This is a genomic window from Roseateles saccharophilus, assembly GCF_031458095.1.
Taxonomy (GTDB): Bacteria; Pseudomonadota; Gammaproteobacteria; order Burkholderiales; family Burkholderiaceae_C; genus Pelomonas; species Pelomonas saccharophila_A.
The window spans coordinates 93,452-112,464 of sequence record NZ_JAVDXU010000001.1 but is presented as its reverse complement, the minus strand read 5'-3'; the positions used below and the strand labels follow the sequence as shown (position 1 = coordinate 112,464).

Sequence of the window (19,013 nt, the reverse complement as noted above, 5' to 3'; positions counted from 1 at the left end):
CGCGTGGGTCTCAGGGCGTTGGACGGTCAGGCATTTTGGCCTGCAGTCTCGCCTCGAAACGGCCGCGCTCGACAAGAGTCCGCTGCTGGCTGGCTGAGCCTCAACGGCAGGTGTAGCCGCCGTCCACGACCAGCTCGCTGCCGGTGACGAACTTGCTCTCCTCGCTGGCCAGGTAGACGCAGGCCCAGCCGATGTCGTCGGCCTCGCCCATATGGCCCAGCGGGTGCAGGGCGGCGGTGGCCGCCTTGGCGGCAACGGGGTCGACCTGGGTTTTCAGGAAGCCGTCGACCATGGGCGTCCAGATGAAGCCGGGGTGGACGCTGTTCACGCGGATGCGATCGGCGGCGTAGAGCAGGGCGTCGGTCTTGGTCATCATGCGCACCGCGCCCTTGCTGGCGTGATAGGGCGGCACGTCCGGCGCGCTGACGAGGCCATAGATGCTGGACAGGTTGACGATGCTGCCGCCACCCGCCTCGCGCATCTGCGCGACGACATGCTTGGTGCCGAGGAAGACGCCGCGCACGTTGACGGCCTGCACGCGCTCGAACTCCTCCACGCTGAGCTCGTGGGTCGGCTTGTTGGGTCCGGCGATGCCGGCGTTGTTGACCAGCACGGTGACGGGGCCGAAGCGCTGCCTCACCTCGGAAAAGACGCGCCTGACCTGGGCCTCGTCGCTGACGTCCAGATGCCAGTAGGCCGCCTGGCCGCCGCGTGCCAGGATGGCCACCGCGACCGCCTCGCCGCGCTCGTCATCGAGGTCGGTGACCGCCACCCTGGCGCCTTCGGCCGCCATCAGCCGGCAAATCGCCTCGCCAATGCCCATCGCACCGCCGGTGACGAGCGCCACCTTGCCCTTGAGCCTGTCCATGTCGATCTCCTGAAGGATGTCCTTCAATGTCGCGCCGCGGCCCGCCGCGCGGCTTGAGATCGATCAAGGACAGCGCATCAGCCGCCCACCTCGGCCTCGGTGTCACAGTCCATGCAGTCCTCGATGGGCGGTGCGGGCAGGTGCAGGTCGCTGTGCAACTGGCGCAGCGCTGTGCGCAGGCCTTCCTCGACGACCGGGTGATAGAAGGGACAGTCCAGCATCTGCTGCACGGTGTCGCCGCGCTGCACGCTCCAGGCCAGCAGATGGCCGAGGTGCTCGGCCGCCGGGCCGATCATCTCGGCGCCCAGCAGCCGACCCGTGCCGCGCTCAGCGTAGACATGCAGGCCGCCGCGATTGACGAGCATGACGCGGCTGCGGCCCTGGTCGGCAAAGCTGACGCGGCCGATATCGAACTCGCGGCCGGTGGCCACCAACTCGGCATGGCTGGCGCCGGCAATGGCGATCTGCGGCTCGCTAAACACGATGGCCAGCGGCGCGCGGCGTGGGCGGTGGTGCACATCGGGCCAGCGCGCCGCGTTGTCGCCGGCAATGCGGCCGGCATCGGACGCCTCATGCAGCAGCGGCCTGTCATTGGTCACGTCGCCGGCGATGAAGACCGGCATGCCGCCCCATTGGCTGGTGTGACGGTCGATGACCGGGTGGCCTTGGTCATCGCGCGGCAGGTTCAGGGTCTCCAGCCCCAGGTGGTCGAGATTGGCCTGGCGGCCAGCCGTGCAGAGCAGGGCCTCGAAGCGCTCACCGCCGATGACGACCTCGTCGCCGTCCAGCACCGGGTTCATGTCGGCGGCATTCAACGTCAGCGGCACGTCCTCGGCGAACAGCTTCTGGGCCAGGGGCTGCAGCTCAGGGTCGGTCAACGGGCCGACGCGGTTGCCGCGCGCGAACAGGCGCACGCGCACGCCGAGCTTGTGCAGGGCCAGAGCCAGCTCCAGGCCGATGACGCCGGCACCGACGACGGCCAGCGACTTCGGCAGGTCGACCCAGTCGAAGACATCGTCGTTGACGATCAGCCTGGCGCCCAGCCGCTCGCGCCAGCCCGCCGGCACAAAAGGGCGCGAGCCGGTGGCAATGACGACGGTCCTGGCCTTGATCTGCTGGCCTTCCACGTCCAGCGTGCCCAGGCCGGTGAAGCGCGCGCGGCCGAACAGCCGCGTCGCCTCGGGCCAGCCGTTGATGGTCTCAAGCACAAAGCCGACAAAGCGGTCGCGCTCGCTGCGAACGCGCTGCATGACGGCGCGACCATCGATGCGCGGCGCCTCGGCCTGCACGCCGAATCGATGCGCCTCGCGCACGCTTTCAGCCGCCTCGGCCGCGGCGATCAGCAGCTTGCTCGGCATGCAGCCGACGCGGGCACAGGTGGTGCCGTAATGGGCTGCCTCGATGAGCAGCACCTTGTCGGTATGCACGCGCGCGGCGCGGTAAGCGGCCATGCCGGCAGTGCCGGCGCCGATGATGGCGACATCGCAGGAGAGGGTCATGGAAGGGTCTTTCTGAGGGTCTGCGAGGGCAACTCGCCGAAGACGTCGCGGTAGCGCGTGCCGAAATGGCCCAGGTGTTCGAAGCCGGCATCGCCCGCGGCCTGCGACACGCTGAGCTCGACTGCGGGCGCCGCCGGCAAGCGCTGGCGCCGCAAGGGGAGGCAGCGCTGCTCCCACTCCGGCGCCCAGGCGCAGTGCAGGTGGAAGTCGTCGACGACGTCGGGGCGGATCGCCATGCGGACAAGGATAGCCGCCGGCCCCCTGCCCCGCGGCTGCCAGGTTTTGCCGATTTGGGCCAACGCGCAGCCGGGGGGCGCCCCCACCGGCTGAGAAGGAAGCCGGGCGAGGCATCCCCTTGGCAATCGGCTGCGGTGGGCGGCGCTCAAACTTGCTCTGGACTTGGCAAGGCGTTCAGCATGGCCTCCAGCAGCCGCGCGACATCCGCCAGCAGCGGCTCGATCGCTGCCCCCTCGGTGCCCCGTGCGCAAGCTGCCTCCAGCGCCGCCGCCGCCCTCTGCAAAGACGGCATGCCCAGGGTGCCGGCGACGCTCTTGAGGTCGTGGGCGTAGCGCAGCGCGGCGGCCGCGTCGCCGCGTGTGCAAGCGTCGCGCAGGCGGATCTCGAAGTCGGCCTCGCGCTGTCGGAACATGCCCAGCAGGCGCCGGTACAGCGCCTCGTTGCCATCGACGGCCGCCAACCCGGCGCGAACGTCCAGCCCCGATGGCGTCGGCTGGGCCGCAGCCGGGCGTATCCAGCGTGCCAGCGTCGAGAACAGCTCGTCCACGCGGAAGGGCTTGGCGACGTGGTCGTTCATGCCCGCCTCCAGCACCTTCTCGCGGTCGCCGGCCATGGCATTGGCGGTCATCGCGATCACGGGCAGGTCCTGCAGCCCGGGACGCTGGCGCAGCGCGCGCGTGGCCTCGTAGCCATCCATCACCGGCATCTGGCAATCCATGAGGACGGCATCGAAGCGCCCGCCCTCCAGGGCCGCAAGCGCCTGGCTGCCGTCGGCGGCGATGTCGACCGCGATGCCGGCGCGCTCGAGCAGGTCGCAGGCCAGCTCCTGGTTGATGGGGTTGTCCTCGACGAGCAGGATGCGGGCGCCGGCCAGGCTGGCCTGGTGGGCCTGCAGCCTCTCCTGGCGCTGTTCGCTGCGACGCTCATGTACGGCCCGCAGGCCCAGGGCCGTGACACAGGCATCCAGCAGCGACGATGGCGTGACGGGCTTGGGCAGCAGGGCCGCGACCTGCAGCCCACGCGCCTGCAGCTGGTGTTCGGCCTGATCGCGGCTGAAGGCCGTGACCATCAGCACCGCCGGCGGCGCGTGGCGGCCGGCGCTGCCGGTCAGCCGGGCCAGGCACTCGATGCCGTCCATGCCGGGCATGCGCCAATCCAGCAGCACCAGCCTGAAGGGACGGTCGGCCGCGTCGGCGCAGGCCACAGCGGCCAGCGCCGCTTCGCCGTCGGCGGCCATCTCGGCCTGCAGGCCCAGCGAAGCCACCAGGGTGCACAGCAGGTCGCGCGCCGCCGGATGGTCGTCGACGACAAGCAGCCGGGTGCCGCGCAGTTCGCCCGCCTGGAGCAGCGGCTGGGCGCCACGCTGCAGACCGAACGGCAGGATGAAGTGGAAGCAGCTGCCGCGGCCGGGCTCGCTGTCCACGCCGATCTCGCCTCCCATGCGCTCGACGAGGTGGCGGCAGATCGCCAGCCCCAGGCCCGAGCCGCCGAAACGCCGGCTGGTGGATGCGTCGGCCTGCATGAAGGGCTGGAACAGGCGCTCGCGGGCTGCGGCGCCCATGCCGATGCCGGTGTCGCGCACCTCGAAGCGCAGCAACGCGCGCTCTGCGGCCTGCTCGACAACGGAAACCGCCAGGGTCACCTCGCCGCGTTCGGTGAACTTGACGGCGTTGTTGCCCAGGTTCAGCAGGATCTGGCCCAGCCGCGACGGGTCGCCGACCAGGGCCGTGGGCAGGTCCGTCGGCAGGGAGAACAGCAGCTCCAGCCCCTTCTCCTCGGCGGGCATGCCCACGAGGTTGGCCAGCTGCTCGAACACGTCGCCCAGCTCGAAGGGGATGGCCTCGATCTCCAGCTTGCCGGCCTCGATCTTCGAGAAATCGAGGATGTCGTTGATGATGCCCAGCAGAGACTCGGCCGCGCGGTGGACCTTGTCGACGTAGTTGCGCTGCTTGGCGTCCAGGCCGCTCTGCAGCGCCAGGTAGGACATGCCGAGGATGGCATTCATCGGCGTGCGGATCTCGTGGCTCATATTGGCCAGGAATTCGCTCTTGGCCTGGGTGGCCGCCTCGGCGGCGTGCTGGGCCCGCTCCAGCTGCCCGGTGCGTTCGTGCACGCGCTGCTCCAGCGTGGCGGCCAGGCTGCGCACCTCGGCGCGCGAGCGGCGCAGCCGCATCAGGAAGAACACCGTGCCGCCCAACGCGAGCAGGCTGCCGGCCAGCACCGTCCACAGCCAGCGCTGCTGCTGCCCGCGCGCCTGCAGCTCGATGGTCTGGTGCTCGTCGCGGCGCTGCAGCTCGGCCAGTTCGCGCCGGCGGCCTTCATCGCGGCGCCGCTGCGCGGCCTCGAGCAGGCGTTCGGCGCTGCGCTCGGTGCTGGCGCGGGCCTGCATATTCGCTGCCTCGATGGCCAGCCGGTAGGCACGTTTGTGGTCGCCGCCGGCGGCGGCCAGATCGGCCAGCCGCTGCGCGGCGCTGGCCTGGTACACCGGCTGCCCGAGCGTGAGCGACTCGGCATAGGCGTCCTCGGCCTCGGCGAGTGCCGCGGTCGCGTGCCCCAGCGCCTCCTGGATTCGGCTGCGCAGCTGCGCACCGTGAAAGCGCCCGGTGCGAAGCTGCGTCACATCGAGGATGGCGCGCGCACGCTCGCTTTCCACCAGCGCTTCCATCGTGCGCCCCTGAGCAAGCAGCTGGTCGGCATGGTTGTGCACGGCGTTGGCCAGGTTTATCGGCGAGGCCACCGTGGTGAAGGCGGCGATGGCCTGCACGACGAGCCGCTCACCCTCGCCCCGGTCGCCGCGCCGGTGGGCTTCGTTGGACAGGCCCAGCAGCGCAAACCCCTCTTGCAGCCGGGAGCCCGCGGCCAGTGCCTGCCGGCGCATCTGCTCCAGTTCCTCCACCGCTTCGGCATGGCGGTCGCTCTGCATATAGGACACCGCCAGCCCATGGTGGGCATAGGCCAGCGCGAGGGGGTTGCCCGAGCGCTGGGCCGCGTCCATGGCCTGCAGCGCCATCGTGGCGGCCTCCTCGAGGCGGCCGATGCGCCGCGACACCAGGGCGCCGCGGAACAGCGCCTCGGCCAGCAGGTCGGGCCGGTCCGCGCCTTCGAGCACCGCGATGCTGTGCGATGTGACCTCGACGAGGCGTTCGACGTTGTTGAGGTTGACCGCGCCGAGCGAGAGGTTCATGTCGGCTTCGGCCTGGCCGGCGCGGTCACCGGCTGCCGTGGCCTCGCTCAGGGCCTGCTCGGCGCGCGCGATGGCCTCGGTCGTGCGCCCGAGGTGGATCTCGATGCGGGCCAGCAGGTTCAGCATCCGTATGCCGTCGGCGGCCGGCGCGGCCGGTGGCAACTCGTTGCGCAGGTTCTGCGCCTGCGCATAGGCGGCCGTGGCGTCGTTGTCGGCCAGCCTGCGCACCGCGGCGGCGCGCAGACGCCAGTCGTCGATGGGCGCAGCGCTGGCGGTGGCCAGCACGATCATCCAGGCACCGAGAACGGCTGCGCAGCGGATGGCGCAGGCCTTCATAGGTGCAGGCCAAGGCTGATGCCGACCTGGCGGTCATTGGCCCAGGCGGTCTGTGGCCGCGTGGGGACGCCGAAGTAGGAGCGCCGCAGCGTGCCCAGCAGGTTGCCGCCATCCAGCGACAGACTCAGGCCCTCGCTCAGACGCCAGCGCAGCGAGGCGTCCAGCCAGCCGTAGGCGTGGGTCGTGGCCTGCAGGGCACCGATACCGACGACGCTGACGGTGCCGCTGGGGAAGTTGCTGCGCCAGTTCCAGGCCAGCCGCGCCGACCAGGCGCCGTACTCGTACAGGCCGATAAGGTTGGCGCTGCGGCGCGACAGGTTGGGCAGCGCCACGTTGGCGCGCAGCACGCGGTCGTAGGTGCTGCTGTCGACGAAGGTGGCGTTGGCCTGCAGGCCCAGGCCGCGCCATGCGCCGGGCAGGAAGTCGAGGAAGCGCTGGTAGGACAGCTCGGCGCCGCGGATGCGGCCGGCGTCGGCGTTGTAGGGGCGGCTCACCTGGTAGAGCTGGCCATCATGTTGTTCGGCCTGGCTGAGCGTGGCGACGAAGCCGTCCACATGTTTCCAGAACAACGTCAGCGCGGCCGCGTGGCCGGCGCCGAAGTGGGCCTCGGCCGCCAGGTCGGCATTGGTCGAGCGCATCGGCCGCAACGCGGGGTTGCCCGCGGTGCCCTGATTGAGCTGCGGGTTGACGCTGTTGGGCGTCAGCGTGATCGACGGCGAAAGCAGGTTGAAGTCAGGGCGCGTGAGCGTGCGCGAGGCGGCGGCCCGCAGCTGCCAGGCTCCGTCGAGGCGCCAGCGCAGGCTGGCGCTGGGCAGCCAGTCGGTGGTCGCCGTGTCGATGGCGAGCGGCTCGATGCTGGCGCTGGAGGGCACGCTCCGGTTGCCCGACAGCGTTGCGCGCGTGTGCACCAGGCGCAGGCCGGCCTGGCCGTCCAGCGCCAGGGCTGGCACCCGCCAGCCGGTCTCGGCATAGGCCGCGTCCGTGGTTTCACGGATACGCCACACGCCCAGCGGGCCGCCGGCCGTCGGCAGAGGCGTTGTGATGCCGAAGGCCTGGCGCAGCGCGACCGGGTCGCGCGCATCGGCCAGCGTGTCTGTGAGATAACCCTCGATGCTGACGGCGCGGCCGTCGAGGAAGGGGGCGTAGGGGTAGATGGCGGTGCGGCCCGGCTGAATGGCCGCCGACACACCGGGCACGGCGACGTCGCCGAAGATCAGGTTGGGCGCGTTGTCGGCCTCGCGGCGCGAATGCCGCCAACCGACGGCTACGCGCTCCAGCATTCCGCCGTCCAGCTGCCATTCGGCGTCGGTGCGGCCGGCCAGCAGGCTGCCGCGCAGCGGCCGCACGCGGTAGGCGAGGGACACGTAGCGCAGCTTGGCCGGGTCGGCGAGGTCGGTGCCCGCCACCGCCGTGCCAGGCGCGTCGCCCGCGAGGTCATGGCTGAAGCGCGCTGCCGTGGCGGCCAGCGTCGGGCCGGCGAAGAACAGGCGGTTGAAGCTGCGGGTGTGGCTGAGGTCCGCACTCAGGCGCAGGCCGCCATCACCCGACCACGTGCCACCCGCGGCGACCTGGTGCGTGCGGTCCACCGTGTCGCGCGCGAAGCCAAGGATGGAGACCGGCGCGTTGGTCCAGCTGATGCGCTGCACGTCGTGCGTGCCGGCAAAGAGGGCGACGCTGGCCGGATCGAAGCCGCTGCCGGCCGCGAAGTTCGGGCCGACGTTGATCTGCTGCGTGTCCTGCCGCGTGCTCAGTTTAGCGAAATGAGCCTCGGCGTAGAGGTCGAAGGCCGCTGCCGGTCGCCAGCCCAGCATCAGGCTGGCCGCGCTGCGCCGGCGCCGTCCCAGGCTGGCGCTCTCGCTGGTGCTGCTGGGGGCGACGGTGTCCTCTCCGGCCACCAGGTCCAGCCGGCAGCCCGAGGCTGCGCGGGCGCTGCAGAGCATGGGCGCGCCCGTGCCCTTTTGGTCCTCGCGGTAGGCGCGGTCCTGCAGCACCAGGTTCAACAGCACGGCGGCCTCACCCGCGCCGGTGACGGTGCGACCTCCGTAGAGCAGGGAAAACTGGCCCGCGCCCCGGCCGACGAGGTCGCCGTACAGCTGGCGTGCGGAAAGCGCCAGCGTGGAGGCGCGGAAGTCGAAGGGCCGGCGGGTGCGAAGGTCTACCGTGCCGCCCAGGCCACCTTCGATACGCGAGGCCGCCGAGCTCTTGTAGACATCGATGCCGGCGAGCAGATCACTGGGCAGGTCGGCATAGTCCAGCGCCCGCCCGAAGCCCGCCGTGAACAGCTCGCGACCATTGAGCGTGGTCTCGACCTGGACGAGGCCGCGCACCGATGCGACCGAGGCCTCGCCCCGGTCGCGCGTGATCTGCACGCCGGTGATGCGCTGCACCGCGTCGGCCACGCTGAGGTCGGGCAGGCGATGGATCTCCTCGGCGAGGACGGCATCGATGAGGTCGTCACTTCGGCGCTTGCGTTCGGCGGCCGACTCGACGCTGGCGCGCGTTCCGGTCACGATCACGGGCTCGAGCTTCTGCGCCCAAAGCGCAGCGGGCGCCAGCAGCACGGCGCCGGCGACGGGAAGAACCAGGCCAAGCTGCCTCATGATGCCTCCACGCGTAGTACACGGCCCGGCCGGGGACCGTCGCGTTAGGTGCCCAGACCCTCATATCGGGTCGAGCGCCTTGTCCACCTTGTATCGCGAATTCACGGATCTTTACAGTATCTGCCGATCATTTCTGATCGCGCCGACGGACCTGGACGCTGCCGGCGGCCAGTTGCAAGTTGGTCCTTTGTACCCAGATCGGAGAAATGGGCCGGCTCGCGTCCTGATCAGGCCCTGCCTGTCAGGCCACGCCGTACGGCTTGCTCGCGCAGGCAGTTCAGCATCAGCTCGGCGCCCGGCGAGAGCTGGTGGCCGCGGCGGGTGACGATGCCGTAGACGTCCATGCGCAGGCCGAGGTCGAACGGCAAGACCTCGAGCAGTCCGGCCGCCAGATAGGGTTTGACCAGCTCGTCGGGCAGGGCCGAGACCATGTCGGACTGGCTCAGCAGGCTGGTCACAACGGGCAGGGACAGGGTCTCGACGGTCTGCTGCGGCTGGTCCAGGCCGGCCGACAGGAAGAGGGCGGTCAGGCGGTCGCGCAGGATGCTGCCGCCGGGCGGCAGGATCCAACTCTGGCGGGCCAGTTCGGCCAGGCTGAGGTCGTCGCGGCCGGCCAGCGGGTGGCCGGCGCGCACGACCAGGCAATGGGGCTCGTCGTTCAGCGGCTCGAAGCTGAGCTGGGCGGCGGACTCGCTGTCCAGCACGCGGCCGATGACGAGGTCGAGCTCGCCGTTCTGCAGATGCTGGATGAGGATCTTGCTGGTGTCGACCGAGATGGCTACATGCACGCGCGGCTGGCGCTGCTTGAGGAGGGTGATGGCGGCGGGCAGCAGCGTCGTCGACGGCGTCAGCACGGCGCCGACCGCCACGCGCCCGGACAGGCCCGACAGCAGCTCCATGACCTCCTGGTGGCCGGCGTCCAGTTCGGCCAGGGCGGCACCGGCGCGGCGGATCATGACTTCGCCATACCAGGTGGGCGCCACGCCGCGCGGCAGGCGCTCGAAGAGCTTGACGCCCAGCGCGTGCTCCAGGTCGGCCAGCAGCTTGGACGCCGCTGGCTGGGTCAGGTTGGCGGCCTGGGCCGCATGCAGGATCGAACCGTGCCGCCCCAGCTCCACCAGCAGCACCAGCTGGCGGGTTTTCAGGTGGGAGCGGACGAAGCGGTCCGAACGTGGGTCAGTCATTCGTGATAGAGCTGCGACCGGCCGCCGTCGATGAGGATGTCGGTCGCGTTGATGAAGCGGGCTTCGTCGCTGGCGAGGAAGAGGGCAGTGTAGGCAACCTCGACGGGCTCGCCGATGCGCTTGGGCGGCAGCAGCTCGACCTGGCGTCTGGCGTCCTCGGGCGACCTGGCCAGCCATTCGACGACGCGCTCGGACAGGATCAGCCCCGGCGAGATCGAATTGACGCGGATGTTGTGGGCCGCGTACTGGATGCCCAGGGCCTTGGTCATGCCGATCAGCGCATGCTTGGCGACCGGGTAGGGGAAGGCGTTGGGGATGATGCGGTGGCCGTGCACGGACGCCACGTTGACGATGCTCCCGCCGCCCTGTTCCAGCATGCCGGGCAGCACGGCGCGGCTGCAGTGCATGGCGCCGTCCAGGTCCACGGCAAAGCAGCGCTGCCACTGCGCCGTCGTCATCGCCAGCGGCTCGGCGAAGACGTCCATGCCGGCGTTGTTGATGAGGACGTTGATGGTGCCGAAGCGCTCGGCGCCGTGGGCGGCCATGGCGCGCACGGCGGCTTCGTCGGCGATGTCGGTGGCGATGAAGAGCGCGTTCTCCTCGCCCAGCTCCTGCACCAGGGCTGCGCCCAGCGCCTCGTCGGCCGCCAGGCCGTTGAGGATGACCTTGGCGCCCTCGGCGACAAAGAGTCGGGCGATGGCCTTGCCAATGCCCTGGGTGGAACCGGTCACCAGGGCGACCTTGCCTTGCAGTCGATCAGCCACGGCGTTCGCCTCGGGTCTTCAATTGGTCGAGGAGGACCGCAGCCAACAGGATCAGGCCGCGCACCAGGTACTGGTAGAACGCGTCGACGTTCAACAGATTCATGACGTTCTCGACCGTGCCCATGATGAGCACGCCGATGACGACGCCGAAGATGCGCGCCTTGCCGCCCTGCAGCGACACGCCGCCCAGCACGCAGGCCGAGATAACGTCCAGTTCGAAGCCGGTGGCCGCATTGGGCTGGCCGCTGGTGATGCGGGCCGACAGGATCAGCCCGGCCAGCGCCGTGACGACGCCCTGCAGCAGGAAGATCCACACGCGCAGCTGCTCGACCTTCACGCCCGCCAGTCGCGCGGCCTCGGGGTTGCCACCGATGGCCAGGGTGTTGCGGCCGAACACGGTGTGGTTGAGCAGCACGCCGAAGACGAGGAAGCAGAGCGCCGTCATCCAGATCGGCAGCGGCAGGTTCAGGAAAGTGGTGTCGCCGAAGCTGATGAAGCCTTCGTCGGCAATGCCCACGGCCTGGCCCTTGGAGGCAATAAAGGCCAGGCCGCGCACCATCAGCATGGTGGCCAGCGTGGCGATCAGCGCATTGACGCGCAGATAGGCGATCAGCACGCCGTTGCCCGCACCGATCAGCGCGCCGGCCAGCAGCCCGCTGCCGATGGCCAGGCCGACGCTGCCGGTGCGCTCCAGCACCATGGCGCCCAGCACGCCGGCGAAGGCGATGGTCGAGCCGACGCTGAGGTCGAAGTCCCGCGAGGCCAGGCACAGCATCATGGTGCAGGCCACCATGCCGATCTGGGCCACCGACAGCAGCAGGCCGACGATGTTGGCGCCGGAGAAGAAGTTCTCGACGCTGAAGGCCAGCACAGCAAAGAGCAGGGCATAGCCCAGCGTCATGCTGTGTTCCTTGAGCAGGGCACGGGCAGGAGACGTCATGGCGGGGCGTTGAGCAAGGGTGGTGGTGTTCATGATCAGTGCAGGGGCGCGGCAGGCGCTCCGTCCGGAAGTGCCAGGGCAAGCGCGGCGGTCTCGCTGGCTTGTTCGCGCGAGAGCTCGCCGCTGATGCGGCCGTCGCGCATGACGATGAGGCGGTCGGAGATGCCCAGCACCTCGGGCAGCTCGCTGGAGATGACGATGACGCAGCAGCCTTCAGCCGCCACGTCGTGGATGATCTTGTAGATCTCGTTCTTGGCGCCGACGTCGATGCCGCGCGTCGGTTCGTCGAGGATGAGAACCTTCAGCCCCGGTTCGGCCAGCCAGCGCGCGAGGATGACCTTCTGCTGGTTGCCGCCGGACAGCAGGCGGATCTCCTGCTCGCGGCTGGGTGTCTTGATGCGCAGCTTCTGGATGAAGTCGTCGGCGCGCTGAGCCTCGCGGCCATGGCGAAGGAAGATGCCGCCCGCCAGGCCATGGCGGCGGCAGCTGATGTTGATGTTCTCTGCCACCGAGCTATGCGCCAGGATGCCCTGCTCCTTGCGGTCCTCGGGGCAGAGCACGATGCCGGCCGCAATCGCTGCCGACGGGCCGGCCGCGGAGACGGTCTTGCCGTCCAGCAGCACCTCCCCGCCGCGGCGGGCATCGGCACCGTAGAGCAGGCGCATCAGCTCGCTGCGGCCGGCGCCCACCAGCCCGAAGAAGCCCAGCACCTCGCCGCCCCGCATGGCAAAGCTCAGCGGCTCGGGCAGGCGCGCGCTGTGCAGGCCGCGGGCTTCCAGGCGCATGGGGCCATGCCGGCGGCTGCGGTAGTCGTAGATGTCCTGCAGCTCGCGGCCGACCATGTCGGCGATCAGCCGTTCGCGCGGCACCTCGGCCATCACCTCGTGCGTGACGATCTTGCGGCCGTCGCGGAAGATGGTGCAGGCGTCGCAGAGTTCGTACAACTCCTCGAGCCGGTGCGAGATGTAGATCAGCGTGCGGCCCTCGGAACGCAGGCGCTTCACCAGACGGAACAGGATCTCGGTCTCGCGGTGGGACAGGCTGCTGGTGGGCTCGTCGAAGGCGATGACCTTGGCGTCCTGCATGACGGCCTTGCAGATCTCCACCATCTGGCGCTGGGCGATGGACAGCTCGGACAGGCGCGCGGCCGGGTCCAGGTCCACACCGATCGCAGCAAGCTGTTCGGCGACGAGGCGGCGTGCGGCCTTGTGGTCGACGAGGCCGAAGCGCGTGGGCAGGCGGCCCAGCAGCACGTTCTCGGCCACGGTCAGCTCGGCCACGTATTGCAGCTCCTGATGGATGATGGCCACGCCGGCGGCGATCGCATCGCCGGCGGACGTGAAATGGCGCTCCTGGCCTTCGAGCAGCAGGCGGCCGCCGTCGGGCTTGTACTGGCCGCCGAGGATTTTCAGCAGCGTGCTCTTGCCGGCGCCGTTCTCGCCGAGCAGGCCCATCACCTGGCCGGCACGCGCCTCGAAGCTCACCCCGTTCAGCGCCTTGACGCCGGGGAAGACCTTGCTGATGTTGTCGAACTGCAGGGAAGCCATTTCAGAGGCCCATTTGCTTTCTGAGTTCAGCCTGGTTCTGGCGCGTCATCAGCGTGCCGGCGGTCAGCGTGACGGGGGCAGGCGCCTTGCCGGCGGTGGCCCACTCGTAGACGGCAACGGCGGTTTCGTAGCCATGGCGCTTGGGGCTGATCAGCACCGTGCCGTAGAAGGCCGTCGGCGTCGGCTTGGTGAATTCGTTGAGCGCCGTCTGGCTGCCGCCGATGCCGATGGCCAGCATGGCGTCTTGCTTGATGCCGCGGCCTTCCGCGGCGCGCACGGCGCCCAGCGCCGCTTCGTCGTTCAGGCCGAAGGCCACCCAGCGCTTGAACTTGGCGTTCTTGGTGAAGGCGATGTTGGCGGCGTTGAAGGCGCTTTCGGTGTCGGTCTTGGCTTGCGGCGCATCGACGACATTGGCGGCCGGCACGCCCGCGGCCTTCAGCGCGTCCACGGCGCCCATGGTGCGATTCTTGGCGGTGGGCAGCTGGTCGAAGGCCACGCGCAGCACGCCGACCTCGTCGAGCTTCCAACCGCGCGCCTTCATCTCGGCCAGCAGCCCCTGGCCGACCTGCTTGCCGATCTCGTAGCCCGAGATGCCCATGTGGGGAATGTCGGCGATGGGCTTGCCGGCGCCATCGACGAGCTGGTCGTCCACCGACATGACCTTGAGGTTGTGGCGCTTGGCGGCACGGTTGACGGCCACGCCCAGTTTCACGTCGGGCGCGCAGATGACGAAGCCGACGGCCTTCTGCGCGGCCAGGTTGTCGATGGCGGCCATCATCTTCTCGCCATTGGGGATGCCAATCTTCACGAGGGTGAAGCCCTTGTCCTTGGCGGCCTGTTCGGCGAAGCGCCATTCGTCCTGGAACCAGGGCTCCTCGGCCTGCTTGACGAGGAAGCCGACCTTGACCGGTTCGGCGGCTTGCAGGGCAAAGGGGCTGGCCAGCAGGGCCAGGGCGAAAGCGGCGCGGCGTTGCATCTTCATGGTCTTGTCTCCTTGTCTTGCTTCAATCTTCAAACAGGGCGTCGGCCACCCCCAGCGCCTGCGGCAGGCGCAGCCCGAAGAGGCTGCCGGACAGGGGTTGGGCGGCCAGGGCCTCGCGGCCCAGCTCGGTGCGGGCGGTGGTGAGCATCAATTGGTCCAGACCCTCGCCGCCGATGGCGGGGCAGCTGGTGTGGGCGGCCGGGGCGGTCCATGCGCCCATCAGCTCACCGCTGGGGTCATAGCGCGCCACGCGGCCGGCGCCCCACTGGGCATTCCACAGACAGCCTTCGGCGTCAATGACGGAGCCGTCGGGCCAGGCGTCGCTGCGGTCCATCTGGGTGAACAGGCGGATGTTGTCGACCTGGGCGGTCTCGGCGTCGTAGTCGCACTGCTGGATGCGCTGGGTCAGCGTGTCGCAGAAATACATGGTGCGGCCATCGAGGCTGAAGCAGATGCTGTTGGCGATGGCCACCGCAGGCAAGGCCAGGCGGCGCAGGCCGTGGGCCATCGAATACTGGTAGAAGCTGCCAATGGCACGCTTCTCCTTGGCCTCGTTCAACGTGCCGAACACGAAGCGGCCGCTGCGGTCGGTACGGCCATCGTTGACGCGGGTTCGCGCCTCGGCGGCGTCCACCGGCGCCAGCGTCTGCAACTGGCCCAGCTCCAGGTCCTCGCTCAGCGTCGCCAGTGCCAGCCGCTTGGCCAGGCCCAGCAGCACCCGGCCCGAGCGGCAATGGGCAAAGCTGCCGAGGCGGTCCGGCAGACGGCAGAACTGAGGGCCCGTCTCGCCGGGGCGCCAGGCGTAGAGGGTGGCGGCCTCGATGTCGGTCCACCACCAGCGCCCGTCGCGCCACAGCAGGCCTTCACCCAGCGTGGCGCTGTGGGGCAGGACGAGGTCAAGCGGCTGCGTCATGGCGTGATGGCGACGCGGCGGATGGGCAGCAGGCGCGCGCCGCGCAGCTCGGCGATCTGGGTCTGGCCGGCGGCGAAGGCAGGGCGATGGGCGGCGTCGATATAGATGGGGGCGTCGGCGCGCAGCGGCAGCACGCTGAGCTGGAGTTCGGCGCCGGGCTTGAGGGCGAACTGGCGCAGGCCGATCTGCCAGCGCTGGCCGTTGTAGTACCAGTCGTCGAGCATGCGGGCACCGGCAAAGACGCGACCGATGTCACCGACGAAGTCCAGCTCCAGCAGCACGTCCTCGGCATTCGGCGCCAGCGGCTGGGGCAGCTTCAGCGACCAGGTCGCCGCCGTGGCAAAGGCCTCGGGGATGGGCTGCACGGCCGCCTTGGCCAGGCCGCCTTTCAACACGGGCGGTGCAGTGAGGGCGGGACGAGAGGCCGTGATCTGCAGCGTCGGCTCGCTGGTCTCGGGCTTGAACTCGAGGTGTTGCAGAGGACCGTCCTGGCGCATCTGCAGGCCAGGCGCCTTGGGCTTGGCCAGGGCAGGGAAGACGGCGGCATGCAGAGGCTGCGTGGCCGGGCCGCGCAACTGCAGCTTGCCGTCTGCCACCCAGGCCTGCTGCGCGCTGAAGACGAGGCGGCGCTGGCCGGCGATGTCGAGGATCTGCAGCTCGGCAGCTTCCTGCTGCGACAGCAACAGCACGCTGACCGGGCGGCCACCGGCCTTGCCTATGGTCAGCAGCTGGCCGCCCTGGGAGGACATGGTCTTGGCGCCATCGGCCAGCGCGAACTCGGCCTCGACGCCGGCCGTCGGTGCAAAGACATGCACGATGCCCTGCGCGCCGGCATCCAGGCGCGCCACCGGCTGGGCCGTGGCATAGCGCAGCTTCACGCCATCGAGGTCGAGGTTCAGCGGCCAGATGAAATAGCTGCCGGTGGGGATGTCGACGGGCCGGCTAGGCAGCGTGAGGGTGCCGCCAGGCAGCTGCACCTCGAAGCGCACGCCAGTCTGCGCCGGCATGGCGTACTGGCGCACATGGTTGTTGAAGAACAGGAAACCGCTGTCGCCCGCCGCGCGTACAGCCCAGCGCGGCGTCTGCAGGTCGGCGGGGTTGGCCGGCGTGCGCTCGGGCTGGCGCACCGTCATGGTCGCGAGCCGGGCGCCGTAGTCGCGCAGGAAGTAGTGGAAGGGGCGCAGCTTGGTGAGCACCGGGCGCTGCTGGCCGTCGGGGCCGAGCGGCGCCTGGAAGTCGTAGCTGATGCGCGGCGTGTCGTTGTAGCCACCGCTGAGCGTGCTTTCCTCCAAACCCGTGCCACCGACGCCCACCGGGTTGCGCCCGCCGTGGAACATGTAATAGCCGAACAGGTTGACGCCCGAGCCCAGCTGCACCGGCAGCATGGCCGCGATGTCGTCGGGCGAGACCAGGGTGCGGCGGCGGTACATGGCCGGCAGGCCGGGGCCGTATTCGGCGCCGAGGAAGGGGACCTTGTCCTTGTCGGTCTCGGCCGTGCCCGGCGCATGGGACCGGGTCTGGGCGCCGAGGTCGCCGCTGACGCGGGTGTCGAAGCGGAAGGCGTGCGTCTCTTTCGGCGGCAGTTCTTGGGTGCTGGTGGCCCAGGGCTCGTCCGGGTAGCCACCAAAGACGGGCGTGACCTCGCCGGACGGATAGACCGTGCCGTCCCAGCCGGTGACGGTGTAAAGCGGCACATCCATGCCGGCCTTCAGGGCCAGCTTCTTCAAGGCGCTGATGTGTTCCTCGCCACGGCCCGGTCCGCGGAGGTTGTATTCGTTCTCCAGCTGCACGCCGATGACGGGGCCGCCGTCCTTCCACAGCAGGCCCTTGAGCTGGGCGCCGATCTCGGCATACAGGCGCTCGACAAGGCCCATGTACTCGGCGTCATTGCCGCGCGTGGGCATCCTGTCGACGACCCAGTCGGGAATGCCGCCGTAGCGCGACTCACCATGCGCCCAGGGGCCCAGACGCACGACGACCTGCAGGCCGGCCGCCTGGGCCAGCTGCACGAAGCGGCGCAGGTCGTGGTTGCCCTTCCAATTGAAGGCGCCGGGCAGCTCCTGGTGGTGGTTCCAGAACACATAGCTGGCGACGATGTCGATGCCCGAGGCCTTCATCAGCCGCAATTGGTCGGCCCACTGCGAGGCCGGTGCGCGGCTGAAGTGGTATTCACCCATGACCGGCAGCCAGGGTTGCCCGTCGCGCAGCAGGTATTGGCTGTTGGCGGCCAGGGTGTGGCCCTGGGGCGAGCGCGCGGCGCCGAGCTTCAGGTAACCGGTCTGCGGGGCCAGGGCCTCGGCGCGGGCATCGAGCTTCAACAGGGTTTCCGCGCCGGCCGGAGGGCCGAGTGCAACCAGCAGCAGCGCCGCGCCAAGCGTGCGGATGCGATTCATCAAGTCTCCGGGTCGTTGTCGTTGTTGTTGTTGTTTTGTGCGTAGCGCCTCAGTAGGTGCGCCAGGCCTGCACAAAAGCTTTCGCCCGGGCGGCCACTTCGGCGGCGTCCAGACCCGGGGCGTAGAGCGCCGAGCCGAGGCCGAAGCCGCTGGCGCCCGCTCGGCGGAAGTCCGCCATGGTCTCGGGCGTGATGCCGCCCACCGGTAGCAGCCTCAGCTCCTTGGGCAGCACGGCGCGCATGGCCTTGACGACGGGCGGCGTGACCAGCTCGGCCGGGAAGAGCTTGAGCGCGTCGGCGCCGGCCTGCAGGGCCGCGAAGGCCTCGGTGGGCGTGGCCGCCCCCGGAACGCAGGCCAGGCCGCGCGCCTTGGCCACGCGGATGACGGCGACGTCGGCGTGCGGCATGACGATGAGGCGGCCGCCGGCGATCTGCACGTCGCGCACCGCATCCGCGCTGAGCACGGTGCCGGCGCCGATCAGAGCGTCTCCCGGCATGCGGCGCGCCAGGCGGGCGATGGAGTCCAGGGCCTGGGGCGAGTTCAGCGGCACCTCGATGACGCGGAAACCTTCGGCGTAGAGGCTGTCGGCGATGGCCTCGACCTCGTCGGGCTTGACGCCGCGCAGGATGGCGACGAGGGGGATTTGTTGCAGTGCCGGGTCGAGCATGACGATCAAAGCCCCATGGTTTGCGCCAGCTGCCAGAGGCCGGCGGGCGCGGTGTTGTCGAGTTGCAGCGGCGCCGTGACGCCGAAGCGGCCGAGAGCCAGCGCATAGCGCTCGCACAGCGCGGGGTCGCCGACGAGGGCCAGGCGCCCGGGCGCGCCGCCAGCCAGTTCGTGGGCGATCTCGTGGCCGATCAGCAGGCCGGAGAGGTAGTCGGGCAGTTGTTCTGCGGCCAAGCGCTTGAAGAGGCCCAGGGTGCGCACGGCGAACAACTGGTGGCTCAACGCGCCTTCCTTGCGAGCGGCGTCGACCCCAGCCAGGAAAGCCTGGGAAGAGGGCGGCGACGCGCCGTCGGCCGGCATCAAGCGCGCCAGCACCGAATGCTGGCGCAGCAGCGCGTAAAGCTCACCCGTCATGTGGGTGGCAAAACCCGTCACCCGGCCGGCTTCGACACGCGCCCATTTGGAATGCGTGCCCGGCAGCACCAGGCAGGCCCGCGCCGCCAGGTCGGGATGCAGGGCGAGAGCGCCGACGATCTGGGTCTCCTCGCCGCGCATGACGTCGGGCTGGCCGCCGTCATGCATCAGGCCGGGCAGGATGGAGATGCGCTCGTCGAGTTTCAGGGCGTGTCGGGCGAGGGCCGCGGCATCGGCCGGGCAGGGCGCATAAGGCGCCTCGCGCCAGCCATGCTGGCTGCCGACCATGCCGCAGGCCAGCGCGGGGAGGCCGGGCCAGTCTGCGGTCACCGCGGAGAAGGCCTGCTCGAAGGCCGCCTTGCCTGCCAGCGTCGACGCGCCCTGCCCGGACTGACGCGTTTCCAGCACGGCGCCGTCGGCGCCCAGCAGGAAGGCCCGCAGCCGCGTGCTGCCCCAGTCCAGTGCGATGAGGCGTGCGTCGCTCAT

Annotated in this window: 14 protein-coding genes; all 14 read right to left on the bottom strand. The window is 70.1% G+C overall.

Going from position 1 to position 19,013, the window contains the following annotated elements; all coding sequences use genetic code 11:
- Positions 1 to 100 precede the first annotated feature (100 nt).
- The 14 genes from J2X20_RS00360 to J2X20_RS00295 all read right to left on the bottom strand — a co-directional run bounded on the left by J2X20_RS00360 (position 101) and on the right by J2X20_RS00295 (position 19,013).
- Positions 101 to 868: an SDR family NAD(P)-dependent oxidoreductase gene (locus J2X20_RS00360; protein ID WP_310259183.1), complete on the bottom strand. Its 768-nt coding sequence runs from the start codon at positions 866 to 868 to the stop codon at positions 101 to 103.
- Positions 869 to 945: 77 nt separating this feature from the next.
- Positions 946 to 2,367 (bottom strand): dihydrolipoyl dehydrogenase, encoded by a 1,422-nt coding sequence (locus J2X20_RS00355; protein WP_310259181.1) that lies wholly within the window; start codon positions 2,365 to 2,367, stop codon positions 946 to 948.
- A complete protein-coding gene (locus tag J2X20_RS29460) occupies positions 2,364 to 2,603 on the bottom strand; it encodes a helix-turn-helix domain-containing protein (RefSeq protein WP_409034118.1) in 240 nt (79 codons plus the stop codon). Before J2X20_RS29460 ends, J2X20_RS00355 begins: the two co-directional genes overlap by 4 nt.
- A gap of 146 nt (positions 2,604 to 2,749) precedes the next feature.
- Positions 2,750 to 6,124 (bottom strand): response regulator, encoded by a 3,375-nt coding sequence (locus J2X20_RS00345; RefSeq protein WP_310259180.1) that lies wholly within the window; start codon positions 6,122 to 6,124, stop codon positions 2,750 to 2,752.
- Positions 6,121 to 8,724, bottom strand: a complete 2,604-nt coding sequence (locus J2X20_RS00340) for a TonB-dependent receptor (RefSeq protein WP_310259178.1) — start codon at positions 8,722 to 8,724, stop codon at positions 6,121 to 6,123. The genes J2X20_RS00345 and J2X20_RS00340 overlap by 4 nt, the downstream gene beginning before the upstream one ends.
- 227 nt (positions 8,725 to 8,951) lie before the next feature.
- Complete coding sequence (locus tag J2X20_RS00335) at positions 8,952 to 9,908, bottom strand: LysR family transcriptional regulator (RefSeq protein WP_310259176.1); 957 nt, start codon at positions 9,906 to 9,908, stop codon at positions 8,952 to 8,954.
- Positions 9,905 to 10,672 carry an SDR family oxidoreductase gene (locus tag J2X20_RS00330; protein ID WP_310259175.1) on the bottom strand — a complete coding sequence of 256 codons (768 nt, stop codon included), beginning with the start codon at positions 10,670 to 10,672 and terminating at the stop codon, positions 9,905 to 9,907. Before J2X20_RS00330 ends, J2X20_RS00335 begins: the two co-directional genes overlap by 4 nt.
- Positions 10,665 to 11,573 (bottom strand): L-arabinose ABC transporter permease AraH, encoded by a 909-nt coding sequence (araH, locus tag J2X20_RS00325; protein WP_409034150.1) that lies wholly within the window; start codon positions 11,571 to 11,573, stop codon positions 10,665 to 10,667. Before araH ends, J2X20_RS00330 begins: the two co-directional genes overlap by 8 nt.
- 74 nt (positions 11,574 to 11,647) lie before the next feature.
- A complete protein-coding gene (gene araG / locus J2X20_RS00320; RefSeq protein WP_310259171.1) occupies positions 11,648 to 13,159 on the bottom strand; it encodes an L-arabinose ABC transporter ATP-binding protein AraG in 1,512 nt (503 codons plus the stop codon).
- Position 13,160: 1 nt separating this feature from the next.
- Entirely contained in the window at positions 13,161 to 14,135 is a 975-nt protein-coding gene (locus J2X20_RS00315) for an arabinose ABC transporter substrate-binding protein (RefSeq protein WP_310265049.1), read from the bottom strand.
- A 28-nt stretch (positions 14,136 to 14,163) separates the two neighbouring features.
- A complete protein-coding gene (locus J2X20_RS00310) occupies positions 14,164 to 15,054 on the bottom strand; it encodes an SMP-30/gluconolactonase/LRE family protein (RefSeq protein ID WP_310259169.1) in 891 nt (296 codons plus the stop codon).
- Positions 15,051 to 17,447: a beta-galactosidase gene (locus J2X20_RS00305; protein ID WP_310259167.1), complete on the bottom strand. Its 2,397-nt coding sequence runs from the start codon at positions 17,445 to 17,447 to the stop codon at positions 15,051 to 15,053. Before J2X20_RS00305 ends, J2X20_RS00310 begins: the two co-directional genes overlap by 4 nt.
- A 49-nt stretch (positions 17,448 to 17,496) precedes the next feature.
- On the bottom strand, positions 17,497 to 18,114 hold the full coding sequence (locus tag J2X20_RS00300; RefSeq protein ID WP_310259164.1) for a 2-dehydro-3-deoxy-6-phosphogalactonate aldolase: 618 nt from the start codon (positions 18,112 to 18,114) through the stop codon (positions 17,497 to 17,499).
- A 5-nt stretch (positions 18,115 to 18,119) separates the two neighbouring features.
- Entirely contained in the window at positions 18,120 to 19,013 is an 894-nt protein-coding gene (locus J2X20_RS00295) for a 2-dehydro-3-deoxygalactonokinase (protein WP_310259162.1), read from the bottom strand.

Bases quoted from the DNA above. Each gene is read 5' to 3' on its own strand.
- J2X20_RS00360 (WP_310259183.1), bottom strand. From the start codon at position 868: ATGGACAGGCTCAAGGGCAAGGTGGCGCTCGTCACCGGCGGTGCGATG.
- J2X20_RS00355 (WP_310259181.1), bottom strand. From the start codon at position 2,367: ATGACCCTCTCCTGCGATGTCGCCATCATCGGCGCCGGCACTGCCGGC.
- J2X20_RS29460 (WP_409034118.1), bottom strand. From the start codon at position 2,603: ATGGCGATCCGCCCCGACGTCGTCGACGACTTCCACCTGCACTGCGCC.
- J2X20_RS00345 (WP_310259180.1), bottom strand. From the start codon at position 6,124: ATGAAGGCCTGCGCCATCCGCTGCGCAGCCGTTCTCGGTGCCTGGATG.
- J2X20_RS00340 (WP_310259178.1), bottom strand. From the start codon at position 8,724: ATGAGGCAGCTTGGCCTGGTTCTTCCCGTCGCCGGCGCCGTGCTGCTG.
- J2X20_RS00335 (WP_310259176.1), bottom strand. From the start codon at position 9,908: ATGACTGACCCACGTTCGGACCGCTTCGTCCGCTCCCACCTGAAAACC.
- araH (WP_409034150.1), bottom strand. From the start codon at position 11,573: ATGACGCTGGGCTATGCCCTGCTCTTTGCTGTGCTGGCCTTCAGCGTC.
- araG (WP_310259171.1), bottom strand. From the start codon at position 13,159: ATGGCTTCCCTGCAGTTCGACAACATCAGCAAGGTCTTCCCCGGCGTC.
- J2X20_RS00315 (WP_310265049.1), bottom strand. From the start codon at position 14,135: ATGCAACGCCGCGCCGCTTTCGCCCTGGCCCTGCTGGCCAGCCCCTTT.
- J2X20_RS00310 (WP_310259169.1), bottom strand. From the start codon at position 15,054: ATGACGCAGCCGCTTGACCTCGTCCTGCCCCACAGCGCCACGCTGGGT.
- J2X20_RS00305 (WP_310259167.1), bottom strand. From the start codon at position 17,447: ATGAATCGCATCCGCACGCTTGGCGCGGCGCTGCTGCTGGTTGCACTC.
- J2X20_RS00300 (WP_310259164.1), bottom strand. From the start codon at position 18,114: ATGCTCGACCCGGCACTGCAACAAATCCCCCTCGTCGCCATCCTGCGC.
- J2X20_RS00295 (WP_310259162.1), bottom strand. From the start codon at position 19,013: ATGAGCGACGCACGCCTCATCGCACTGGACTGGGGCAGCACGCGGCTG.